We start from the raw sequence: 12,037 nt of genomic DNA on the forward strand, positions 1-12,037 counted from the left end.
GCAACCTCCTTTTTTCCCTCCCGACGTATGGGAACGTCTTGGCGGTTGGTCTTGGCCACCCGAACGCAATCGATCTGAGCGAGCTGGACACCGTCGAGCCGGTTGCTTTCCACGGCTATGGCGCCGGAAGCGGGATCGGTCACTAGCGATAGTGCGTTTGGAAAAGGGATAGCGGCCGGAAGGAGCCAATATCGCAAAGCATGTGGGGGCCTGAAATGTCACTTCACGCAACAGACCCGCTTCACTGGATTCCACGTCACTGGACTGGTTCAGCATGTTGTGGATATGTGGCAGTGACCCGCCGGCTTTGGCTTGGGTGACGACCCTTTGACAAGGCTTTTCGGCACTCAGATGCTGAACAGAACCGGCAACCCGCATTTGCGTGCGCTGCCCGTGTTGGCGTGCCGGCATCGGACCAGCCATGCGCAAAGCGGCCATCCAGAACGGACTTCCGGAGGAGACGATGCCCCGATGTTCAGCTGCAAGGGGCACCGTCTCCTCAGGCCACGGTCTGGAGCTTCGCGTGTCGGGCATGGTGCAAGTCGCTTTCATCGTGATTTGATGGTGCTCTAACCAGGAGCAGCAAGCGGCGTGCCATTTGGAATAGAGGGGCTGTTGGACCGCCCCTCCTTCTCGGAGGCCGTGTCTTAGAAGATCGGGCGCGCGCTATAACCGCCTCGTCACACAGGCAACAACGATGCTGTATGGTGCGGATATTCGGCGCTTCAGCCCCGGCTGGGCAAAGACGAACCGGAAGCCGAGCCGATGCATTACCTGAGCCTGGAGGGCACTCCAGTCATTGCGTAACGTGTGGCGCTAGCGTTCATTGGTGCGCCGGCACGGCTATCGCGAACATGCGCCTGTCGCAGCGACCATGAGCGGGCGCTCTTGGGCAAGCGCCTTGGCCCCGTGAGGATCGAATTCCCCAATCGTGTCTGTTCGCCGCCTCTTATGTTCGAAACTGGACCAGAATGTCGCAAGCCCGACCTAAAGGTCGCCGAGGCGTTCTGTCCGACACTTTTCCGTCGCCTTTGTTGGCCCGCGACACCGGCCTATTTCGCCTAGCTCTTCTCTGGCCTCAGGCTAAGCCCCTAAAAGCATCACAGATTTTTTTCTTCGGTTGGCCAAATTGGCACGAGTTTTGAAGCCGCTTCGTTGCGGGCCGGGAGCCGCCGACCGACTTTCATTTCGTGGATGGCACGAATGGAACGAAGAAAGAAAAGCAAAATGTCAAATCCGCGTCGGATAGCGTCTATGGGCATGGGGTCCTCGGCGAAACCGCCCTTACCCAACAGCTCGCCGCTCTTGTCGACCCTTGCGCAGGAAATCTTGGCCGGCGGCGAGTCAAAGGCCCACCACACCGACTTTATCCTGACCTCGAAGGTACAGGATAACGTTCTGCATCTCGCCGCGCGTTTGCCTAGGCAGTTAAGCGTTAGCCGATCCTGATAATCGGTCTGCCTTCCGACGATGTCGTCTACATGCCGTCTTAGGTCTTCTCTACCGCAGCGCCCGCCGGTCACCTTCCGCCCTTCCATCGCTATAGAGTGAAGTGCCACCCATGTCCGAACAACCTTTGCCGACGCTGCCGATGTGGCGCGTCGATCACATTGAGCCCTCGCCTGAGATGTTGGCGCTACGGGCCAACGGTCCGATCCACCGCGTGCGCTTCCCGTCCGGGCACGAAGGCTGGTGGGTGACAGGCTATGACGAGGCCCGGGCGGTGTTGTCCGACGCGGCGTTCCGGCCCGCGGGAATGCCGCCGGCGGCATTCACCCCGGATTCGGTGATTCTCGGTTCGCCAGGATGGCTGGTCTCGCACGAGGGGGGCGAGCATACGCGGTTACGCACGATCGTGGCGTCGGCCTTCAGCAACGGCAGGGTGAAGCTGCTCGCGCAGCAGGTCGAGGCGATCGCCGCGCAGTTGCTCGAGACGCTGGCGGCCCAGCCCCAGCCCGCCGATCTGCGGCGCCACCTCTCCTTTCCGCTTCCCGCCATGGTCATTGGCGCGCTGATGGGCGTGCTCTACGAGGATCACGCCTTTTTCGCCGGGCTGTCCGACGAGGTGATGACGCACCAGCATGAAAGCGGCCCGCGAAGCGCGTCGCGCTTGGCCTGGGAAGAACTCCGCGCCTACATTCGCGGCAAGATGCGGGACAAGCGCCAGGATCCGGGCGACAACGTGCTGACGGATCTGCTCGCGGCGGTCGACCAGGGCAAGGCGACCGAGGAAGAGGCGATCGGCCTGGCGGCGGGCATGCTGGTGGCGGGGCACGAGAGCACCGTGGCGCAGATCGAATTCGGCCTGCTGGCCATGTTCCGCCATCCGCAACAGCGCGAACGCCTGGTCGGCGATCCATCCCTGGTGGACAAGGCGGTAGAGGAAATCCTGCGCATGTACCCGCCGGGCGCCGGCTGGGACGGCATCATGCGCTATCCGAGGACCGACGTGACCATCGCGGGCGTGCATGTTCCCGCGGAGAGCAAGGTGCTGGTCGGCCTGCCGGCGACGTCATTCGATCCGCGCCATTTCGACGACCCGGAAATCTTCGACATCGGACGTGACGAAAACCCGCACCTGGCGTTCTCCTACGGGCCCCACAACTGCGTCGGCTTGGCGCTGGCCAGGCTGGAACTCAAGGCGGTGTTCGGTTCGATCTTCCAGCGCTTTCCCGCGCTGCGCCTGGCCGTGGCGCCCGAAGAACTGAAGTTGCGCAAGGAGATCATCACTGGCGGGTTCGAGGAGTTCCCGGTGCTCTGGTGATGCGCGGACGCCACCAGGAATCCCGATGTTCTCGAGTTGCCGGCGCGCCTGCCGCGCGCCGATCAGATCAGCCAGCCAACAGGTGACCAAGATGGACGTGCAAGAAACCATGGCATCATGCCGGGACGCCTTCGCCGAACTGGCGTCGCCAGGGTGCATTCAGGACCCGTACCCATTCATGCGGTGGTTGCGCGAGCACGATCCGGTACATCGCGCGGCGTCGGGCCTCTTTCTGTTGAGCCGTCACGCCGACATCTACTGGGCGCTCAAGGCCACGGGCGATGCTTTTCGGGGACCGGCGCCGGGCGAACTGGCGCGCTATTTCCCGCGTGCGGCGACCAGCCTGTCGCTAAGTTTGCTGGCGTCCACTTTAGCGATGAAGGAACCACCAACGCATACGCGTCTGCGCCGGCTGATCTCGCGCGATTTCACCATGGGCCAGATCGACAAGCTGAGGTCGACCATCGCTCGCATCGTCGCAGCGCGCCTGGACGGCATGGCGCCCGCGCTGGAGCGCGGGGAGGCGGTGGACCTGCATCGGGAATTCGCGCTGGCCTTGCCCATGCTGGTTTTCGGCGAACTGTTCGGCATGCCCCAGGAAGACATGTTGGGGCTCGTCGCCGGCATCAGCGCCATTCTGGAAGGCCTGAGCCCGCACGCCAGCGATCCCCAACTCGCCGCGGCGGACGCGGCCAGCGCCAGGGTGCAGGCCTACTTCGGCGATCTCATACAGCGCAAGCGTATCGATTCCCGCCACGACATCGTGTCAATGCTGGTCGGCGCACACGACGACGATGCCGACATGCTGTCGGATGCCGAGTTGATCAGCATGCTGTGGGGCATGCTGCTGGGCGGCTTCGCCACCACTGCTGCGGCCATCGGCCATGCTGTCCTGGCGATGCTGGCGTATCCCGAACAGCGGCACTGGCTGAAGGGAGATGCCGTGGGGGTGAAGGCATTCGTCGAAGAAGCCCTACGCTACGACGCGCCCGCCATGTTCAGCTCCATTCCGCGTATCGCCCAGCGCGACATCGAAATGGGCGGCGTGGTGATCCCGGAGAACGCGGACGTGCGCGTGCTGATCGCGGCCGGCAATCGCGACCCGGACGCCTTCGCCGATCCCGATCGCTTCGATCCCGTGCGGTTCTACGGCACCAGTCCTGGCATGTCGATCGACGGGAAGATCATGCTGACCTTCGGCCATGGGATCCACTTCTGCCTTGGTGCGCAACTGGCCCGGGTCCAGTTGGCCGAGAGCCTGCCGCGGATCCAGGCGCGCTTCCCCACGCTGGCATTGGCCGAGCAGCCGACCCGGGAGCCCTCCGCGTTCCTTAGGACGTTCCGCGCGCTGCCGGTGCGGCTGCATGGGCAGGAGGGCTGAGATGCGCGTCGTGGTCGATCAGGATCTGTGCGGAACGACCGGGCAGTGCGTGCTGACGCTGCCTGGCACCTTTCGCCAGCGCGAACCGGACGGCGTGGCCGAAGTGTGCGTGGCGACGGTCCCGCAGGCGCTGCACGCCGCGGTGCGGCTTGTGGCCAACCAGTGCCCGGTCGCCGCCATTCGGGTGATCGAAAGCGACGCCGGCCATGACGAGCGCGCCAGCGCCGACCCTGCGCCTTCTCCGGCGCAGGCCGAGCGGCATGCCGCGAAAGAACAATGCAATTCAGGAGGCACGATGGGACGGTTTGAAGGCAAGGTGGCCGTGGTGACCGGCGCCGGCGCCGGCATCGGCAAGGCATGCGCTCTCGCCATCGCGCGCGGGGGCGGCAGAGTGGTGGTGGCCGACATTGATGGCTCGGCGGCCATCGCCTGCACCGCGCAGATCGCGGCCGATGCAGGCCACGCGCTGCCCATAGCCGTGGATATCGCCGATGAGCCGGCGGTGGCAGCGCTGTTCGAGACGGCGGAGCGGCACTTCGGGGGGGTCGACCTGCTGGTGAACAATGCGAGCGCCATGCATCTGACCCCGCGCGACCGCGCGATCCTCGACCTGGACCTGGCAGTCTGGGACCAGACCATGGCGACCAATCTGCGCGGCACGCTGCTCTGCTGCCGGCAGGCTATCCCACGGATGATCGCCCGCGGCGGTGGCGCGATCGTCAACATGTCGTCGTGCCAGGGGCTCAGCGGTGATACCGCGCAGACGTCCTACGCCGCGTCGAAGGCGGCGATGAACATGCTCTCGGCTTCGCTCGCCACCCAGTACGGTCATGCGCAGATCCGCTGCAACGCGGTTGCGCCGGGTCTTATCATGACCGAGCGTCTCCTCGCCAAGCTGGACGAGTGCATGCAACGGCATCTGCGCCGGCACCAGCTCCTACCGCGCGTCGGCCGCCCCGAGGACGTGGCCGCACTCGTGGCGTTCCTGCTCTCCGCCGATGCTGCGTTCATCACCGGCCAGGTCGTGTGCATCGATGGCGGCATGCTGGCGCATGTGCCGACATACGCCGACGGCGGCAACAGCTGCGCCGCGCGCCCTGTCGGCGACACCGAATCGGCGGCGGCGGCGCGCTGCTGATGGACATGCTGCTCAACCCGCTCAACCGTCGGCACCGGTTGCGGTGCGACATCCCGGTCATGCCTGGCGCTTTCCCCCTGGTCGGGCATCTTCCCGCCATTGTCTGCGACCTGCCGCGCCTGCTGCAGCGAGCAGAACGGACCCTGGGCAGCCACTTCTGGCTGGATTTCGGCCCTGCCGGACATCTGATGACCTGTGTGGATCCGGACGCATTCTCTCTGCTCAAGCACAAGGACGTGTCCTCGGCGCTGATCGAAGAGATCGCGCCCGAATTGCTTGGCGGAACGTTGGTTGCCCTGGACGGCGGCGCTCACCGGCAGGCTCGCGATGCCATCAAGACAGCGTTCTTGCCCAAGGGGCTGACCCAGGCCGGGATCGGCGACCTGTTCGCGCCGGTCATCAAGGCGCGGGTGCAGGCGTGGCGCGCCTGCGGCGAGGTAACTATCCTGCGCGAGACCGGCGACCTGATGCTGAAGCTCATCTTCAGCCTCATGGGAATCCCCGCGCAGGACCTGCCGGGATGGCATCGCAAGTACCGGCAATTGCTGCAGTTGATCATCGCGCCACCGGTCGACCTGCCCGGATTGCCTTTGCGGCGCGGCCGCTCCGCCCGCGACTGGATCGACGCGCAGTTGCGCCGGTTCGTCCGCGATGCGCGCGCGCATGCCGCGCGCACCGGGTTCATCAACGACATGGTGAGCGCTTTTGACAGCAGCGACGGTCCGCTCTCCGATGACGTCCTGGTCGCGAATATTCGCTTGCTGCTGCTTGCCGGTCACGACACCACTGCCTCGACGATGGCCTGGATCGTGATCGAGCTGGCGCGGCAGCCTGTGCTGTGGGACGCCCTGGTCGAGGAGGCGCAACGCGTGGGCGCGGTGCCGACCCGGCACGCGGACCTGGCGCAGTGTCCGGTCGCCGAGGGGCTGTTCCGCGAGACACTGCGCCTGCATCCGGCGACCACCCTCCTGCCGCGTCGCGCGCTTCAGGAATTGCAACTCGGCGAACGGCGTATTCCCGCGGGCACCCACCTATGCATCCCGCTGCTGCATTTCTCGACCTCGGTGCTGCTGCACGAGGCGCCTGATCAGTTCCGCCTGGCGCGGTGGCTGCTACGCACAGAACCGATCCGGCCCGTGGACATGCTGCAGTTCGGTACCGGCCCACACGTCTGCATCGGCTACCACCTGGTATGGCTGGAAATGGTGCAGTTCTGCATCGCCTTGGCGCTGATCATGCACAAGGCCGGGGTGCGGCCGCAGTTGCTGAGCGACGTCGAAAAAGGCCGGCGCTATTACCCGACCGCACATCCGTCCATGGCAATCCGCATAGGCTTCTCATGAGCTGGCATCGCATGCCCTGTGTGGCAAGGCAGCGGCGCCGGCGGGGCGCGGCATTGCTGCACTCGGCGCACGCACTCGTGTGACGACTTGCGCTCGCCGTGGCCATCTCAGCTACAAGGACATCAACAACATGCAGACCGGTTCCACTCCACGCGACCGAATTGGCGTTTCCACATTCGGCGGATTGGGCGCGCAGGCGCGCGGCGCCTCTGGCGAGCTGCTCCCGGAGATCTGGATGCAGGACGGCGCAAAGCGGGTCGAACAGGCTCTGGGGCGTCTGCTCTGCGCCAAAGACGACGGTAAGACAGAGCTGATGGCGGCCATGCGCTACGCCACCTTGCATGGCGGGAAGCGCACCCGCGCCTTACTCTGTCTGGCTGCCGGCGCACTGGCGGGCACGCCGGCGCCCATGCTCGACGACGTCGGTGCCGCGATCGAGATGATGCACGCCTGTACCCTGGTCCACGACGACCTGCCCGCGATGGATGACGACGTGCTTCGCCGCGGCCTTCCGACCGTGCACGTAAAGTTCGGCGAAGCCACTGCGATCCTGGTCGGCGATGCGCTGCAGGCCCACGCCTTCCTGACCCTGGCGAGCCTGGATGCGCCGGGCGACAACCGTATCGCGCTCGTGCGCGAACTGGCGCAGGCGGTGTCCGCCGAGGGTGCCGCAGGCGGGCAGGCCATGGATCTGTCCCTGGTCGGAAAGCACGCCGGGCTGGACAGGATCCTGGCGATGCACCGGATGAAAACCGGAGCGCTAGTGCGCGCGTCGGTTCGCATGGGCGCGCTATACTCCATCACGGAGGATGCCGCGCACGCTACGCTTTACTGTGCGCTCGATCGCTACACCGCCTGTTTTGGCCTGGCGTTGCAGGTGGCCGACGACATTCTCGACGCGACGGCGGATACCGCGACTCTTGGCAAGACCCCCGGCAAGGACGCGGCGGCGCAGAAGCCGACCTGCGCGTCAATCATGGGGCTGCAGGCAGCGCGCCAGTTCGCGCTGTATTTGTTGCACGACGCCGGGGAGGCCATCGCCCCTCTGGGGCCGCGTGCGGAAGGGCTGGCTCAGATGCTGCAGCGGGCCAACGTCTATCTGTCCGCGCCATACGCATGAGCGCCCCATCCGTAAGTACTCGCCCCTGTGCTGGTGCGATCGGCCGGCGGGCGCTGCATGCTGCACTGTGTCCGTGTCGGCGGCGACGTGCGCGGCGTCTGCCCGTTTCTGTTCTCGTTAACCCTCTTCAGAAGGAACATCCCGCGTGAACGCGCTGTCCGAACAGATCCTTTCCGAATTGCGCCACCTGCTGAACGAGATGAGCGACGGCGGCAGCGTCGGCCCGTCCATCTACGACACGGCGCGAGCTCTGCAGTTCCACGGCAACGTCACCGGTCGGCAGGACGCGTACACGTGGCTCATCGCGCAGCAACAGGCCGATGGCGGATGGGGAAGTGCGGACTTCCCGCTGTTTCGCCATGCGCCTACCTGGGCGGCGCTGCTGGCATTGCAGCATGCCGATCCTCTTCCCGGGGCTGCCGACGCAGTCCAGGCTGCAACCCGGTTCATCGAGCGCCAGCCCGATCCCTACGCGCATGCGGTGCCGGAAGACGCGCCCATCGGCGCGGAGCTGATCCTGCCGCAGTTGTGCGACGAGGCCGCATCCTTGCTGGGCGGCTTGTCGTTTTCGCGCCACGCGGCGCTGTTGCCGTTGCGGCAAGCACGCCTGGTCAAGCTGGGGGCTGTGGCGACGTTGCCGAGCGGCCATCCGTTGCTGCACTCCTGGGAAGCCTGGGGGACGTCGCCGGCCACCGCATGCCCGGACGACGACGGCAGCATCGGCATCAGTCCGGCGGCCACCGCCGCGTGGCGTGCGCACGCCGACACACAGGGAAGAACGCCGCACGTCGGGCGCACGGGCGGGTATCTGCAGGCGGCATCGCGGGCGACGCGCACCGGCATCGAAGGTGTCGTTCCCAACGTCTGGCCAATCAATGTGTTCGAGCCATGCTGGTCGCTGTACACCCTGCATCTGGCCGGTCTGTTCGCGCATCCCGCGCTCGCCGAGGCGGTGCAAGTGATCATCGCGCAGCTCGACGCCCGCCTCGGAGTGCGCGGTCTGGGCCCTGCCTTGCACTTCGCGGCCGATGCGGACGACACCGCCGTTGCGTTGTGCGTCCTTCGCCTTGCAGGCCGCGACCCGGCGGCCGACGCGTTGCGCCAGTTCGAAACCGGCGAGCTGTTCGTCACCTTCCCCGGTGAGCGCAATGCCTCGGTGTCGACCAACATCCATGCCCTGCATGCGTTGCGAATGTTGGGAAAGCCCGCCGCCGGCACCAGCGCCTACGTCGAGGCCAATCGCAACCCGCACGGTCTATGGGACAACGAAAAATGGCACGTTTCGTGGCTGTATCCCACCGCGCATGCGGTCGCTGCGCTGGCGCAAGGCAAGCCCCAGTGGCGCGACGAGCGCGCGCTGGCAGCACTGCTGCAGACGCAGCGCGACGACGGCGGCTGGGGCGCCGGTCGCGCGTCCACATTCGAGGAAACCGCCTATGCGCTGTTCGCGTTGCACGTGATGGACGGGACCGAAGAGCCGGCAGGGCGACGGCGCATCGCGCAGGCGGTGGCGCGCGCGCTGAAGTGGATGCTCGGCCGCCACGCAGCGCACGCACTGCCCAAGACGCCGCTGTGGATCGGCAAGGAACTGTATTGCCCCACCCGGGTGGTGCGCGTGGCCGAACTCGCCGGGTTGTGGCTGGCGCTTCGTTGGGGGCGGCGCGTCTCGGCCGAGGGAGCAGGAGCCGGGCCATGATCCCGACCGATCGCGCGCTGCAGCAGGTGCTAGAGTGGGGGCGTTCCCTGACCGGGTTCGCCGACGAGCATGCCGTGGAAGCAGTCCGGGGCGGCCAGTACATCCTGCAGCGCATCCAGCCGAGCCTGCGCGACACCAGCGCCCGCACCGGCCGCGATCCGCTGGACGAAACGCTGATCGTGGCGTTCTATCGCGAACTGGCGCTGCTGTTCTGGCTGGACGATTGCAACGACCTTGACCTGATCGCGCCGGAGCAGCTCGCCGCGGTGGAGCAGGCGCTGGGGCAGGGCTTGCCGTGCGCGCTACCAGGATTCGAGGGCTGTGCTGTGCTGCGCGCTTCGCTCGCCGCGCTCGCCTACGATCGTCGCGACTATGCCCAGCTTCTCGAGGATACCCGGTGCTACTGCGCGGCGCTGCGCGCCGGACACGCGCAGGCGGCAGGGGCGGAGCGATGGTCCTACGCCGAGTACTTGCAGAACGGCGTGGACTCGATCGCCTACACGAACGTGTTCTGTTGCCTGTCGTTGCTGTGGGGGCTGGACATGGCGACCTTGCGCGCGCATCCGGCGTTTCGCCAGGTCCTGCGGCTCATCTCCGCGATAGGGCGCTTGCAGAACGATCTGCATGGACGCGAAAAGGATAGGTCGGCCGGCGAGGCCGACAACGCGGCGATCCTGCTGCTGCAGCGCTATCCGGCCATGCCTGTGGTGGAGTTCCTCAATGACGAGTTGGCCGGCCACACACGCATGCTGCACCGGGTGATGGCGGAAGAACGTTTTCCCCCGCCGTGGGGACCGCTGATCGAAGCCATGGCGGCCATCCGCGTGCAGTACTACCAGACCTCAAACAGTCGCTACCGCAGCGACGCTGCGGGGGCAGCCCAGCGTGCGCCGGCCTGAACGAGCGGAAAACGGCGGCGTGCGCGCGCTGCCGTCGGTCCGACCCGACGCAACGCCGTCGCCCGATGACGCGGATGGAGCGAGCATCAGCGACACCAACTTGAGCCGGCGCAAGGACGACCATCTGGACATAGTGCTGAATCGGCGAACGGCACGGGCCAAGGCCACCGGCTGGGAGTACATCCGTTTCGAACACTGCGCATTGCCCGAGTTGGACCTGACGCAGATCGACCTCAGCGCCTCGCTGCTGGGCAAGACCATGCGCGCGCCTCTGCTGATCAGCTCCATGACTGGGGGCATGCAACGCGCCGAGGCCATCAACCGGCATCTGAGCGAGGCAGCGCAAGCCTTGGGGATCGCCATGTGCGTCGGTTCGCAGCGCGTGAGCCTGCAATCTCGCAACTCCCAGGGGCTGACGCGCGCGTTGCGCCGCTTGGCCCCAGACGTTCCCTTGCTGGCCAATATCGGCGCCGCGCAACTGCGCGAGGCCGACGGCCTGGACCTCGCGCGCCGGGCGGTGGATGCACTGGAGGCCGATGGACTCATTGTCCATCTCAATCCGCTGCAGGAAGCGGTACAGCCGGAGGGCGACCGCGACTGGCGCGGCGTCCTGGCCCAGATCGCTCGCGCCGCACGTAGCGTCGGCGTGCCGATCGTGGCCAAGGAAGTGGGGTCGGGCCTCTCTGCCTCGGTGGCTTGTGCGCTCGTTCAGGCGGGCGTGGCGGTGATCGATGTCGCCGGCGCCGGCGGCACCAGTTGGGCCGCGGTGGAGGGCGAGCGGGCCCCCGATGCCGCCGACCGTACAGTTGCGATGGCGTTCGCCGATTGGGGGATCCCGACCCCGGCCAGCGTGCAGGCGGTACGTCGGGCGCTGCCAGCGGTGAAGCTGATCGCGTCTGGCGGGGTCAGCGACGGCGTCGACGTGGCCAAGGCTATCCGCCTCGGCGCGGACATCGCCGGGCAGGCAGCCGGCGTGCTGCGCGCGGCTACGGTATCCACCGAGGCAGTTGTCGCGCATTTCGAGATCGTCATCCGCCAGTTGGCCGTCGCCTGCTTCTGCACCGGCTCGGCTGATCTGGCGGCGTTGCGCCAGGCCCGCTTATTGCCCTCGGCCCATCTGCCCGCCGGTTGATGCCGGCGTAGCCCGCAGGTGGCGGCGGGCGCATAGCCTTACTGAGTGAGAAAGTCTCGGAAGCGGGGACGCGCTGGTCACGGGCTTGTTCGGGTGCTGCTTCGTGATCGGGGAGGCACCCCGCCATGCCCCGAACGGACAGCCGAGAGTAAAGCGGTATTCGACGGCTATGTCGATGCTTGATCAGGGTGGTCACGCCGATCGAGCCGAGCCCCTGAAAGGGCCGGAACACCAGGTGCGGCGGGAGACCGGCAGGAGCAGATGGTGCAAATCCATTGCAATGAAGGAGTATTCCTGCAAGCAACGGAGAAGGTAAGCCAGCCTCAATCCCTTGTGTTTGCTTGGTGTTATGCAAATTAGGCACCGATCCACATTGCCCCGGTAGTGTGCTGAGAGTTCTGCAAATTCGCTGAGAGGGGGCGGTCATGGTGATTGTTCACGTCACCTGATTTCCCGCGAAGGAACGCCGCCATGACCAAGACTGAAGTTAAGACCGCCAGCGCTGCCGTCAAAGACATTTTGCTTTCGAACCCGGATGGATTGCACGAAGTGCTCCGTGCGGTG

At 66.1% G+C, this 12,037-nt stretch carries 9 protein-coding genes and 1 pseudogene; 9 read left to right on the plus strand and 1 reads right to left on the minus strand.

The window, feature by feature from the left end; translation table 11 throughout:
- Positions 1-1,100: 1,100 nt before the first annotated feature.
- The gene (locus NKJ18_RS27590; RefSeq protein WP_155922504.1) at positions 1,101-1,361 is read right to left on the minus strand and encodes a hypothetical protein; all 261 of its coding nucleotides are present in this window, start codon (positions 1,359-1,361) and stop codon (positions 1,101-1,103) included.
- A gap of 200 nt (positions 1,362-1,561) precedes the next feature.
- On the opposite strand from NKJ18_RS27590, the gene NKJ18_RS27595 reads away from it, so the two are divergent.
- The 9 genes and pseudogenes from NKJ18_RS27595 to fni all read left to right on the plus strand — a co-directional run bounded on the left by NKJ18_RS27595 (position 1,562) and on the right by fni (position 11,473).
- Positions 1,562-2,764 (plus strand): cytochrome P450, encoded by a 1,203-nt coding sequence (locus tag NKJ18_RS27595; RefSeq protein ID WP_023827166.1) that lies wholly within the window; start codon positions 1,562-1,564, stop codon positions 2,762-2,764.
- 91 nt (positions 2,765-2,855) lie between these two features.
- The gene (locus NKJ18_RS27600; protein ID WP_352760722.1) at positions 2,856-4,145 is read left to right on the plus strand and encodes a cytochrome P450; all 1,290 of its coding nucleotides are present in this window, start codon (positions 2,856-2,858) and stop codon (positions 4,143-4,145) included.
- A gap of 1 nt (position 4,146) precedes the next feature.
- Positions 4,147-4,272: pseudogene (locus NKJ18_RS33070) on the plus strand (ferredoxin); the annotation flags it as partial.
- A gap of 168 nt (positions 4,273-4,440) precedes the next feature.
- Entirely contained in the window at positions 4,441-5,283 is an 843-nt protein-coding gene (locus tag NKJ18_RS27610; RefSeq protein WP_352760733.1) for an SDR family oxidoreductase, read from the plus strand.
- On the plus strand, positions 5,283-6,626 hold the full coding sequence (locus tag NKJ18_RS27615; RefSeq protein WP_352760724.1) for a cytochrome P450: 1,344 nt from the start codon (positions 5,283-5,285) through the stop codon (positions 6,624-6,626). The genes NKJ18_RS27610 and NKJ18_RS27615 overlap by 1 nt, the downstream gene beginning before the upstream one ends.
- A gap of 130 nt (positions 6,627-6,756) precedes the next feature.
- Positions 6,757-7,746, plus strand: coding sequence for a polyprenyl synthetase family protein (locus NKJ18_RS27620; RefSeq protein WP_352760725.1), 990 nt, complete (start codon positions 6,757-6,759; stop codon positions 7,744-7,746).
- A gap of 145 nt (positions 7,747-7,891) precedes the next feature.
- Complete coding sequence (locus tag NKJ18_RS27625; RefSeq protein ID WP_352760727.1) at positions 7,892-9,442, plus strand: hypothetical protein; 1,551 nt, start codon at positions 7,892-7,894, stop codon at positions 9,440-9,442.
- Positions 9,439-10,341 (plus strand): terpene synthase family protein, encoded by a 903-nt coding sequence (locus NKJ18_RS27630; protein WP_023748870.1) that lies wholly within the window; start codon positions 9,439-9,441, stop codon positions 10,339-10,341. The genes NKJ18_RS27625 and NKJ18_RS27630 overlap by 4 nt, the downstream gene beginning before the upstream one ends.
- Before the next feature lie 28 nt (positions 10,342-10,369).
- Positions 10,370-11,473, plus strand: coding sequence for a type 2 isopentenyl-diphosphate Delta-isomerase (gene fni / locus NKJ18_RS27635; RefSeq protein WP_373420165.1), 1,104 nt, complete (start codon positions 10,370-10,372; stop codon positions 11,471-11,473).
- Positions 11,474-12,037: the final 564 nt, after the last annotated feature.

Source organism: Mesorhizobium sp. M0217, from assembly GCF_040321955.1.
GTDB lineage: Bacteria > Pseudomonadota > Alphaproteobacteria > Rhizobiales > Rhizobiaceae > Mesorhizobium.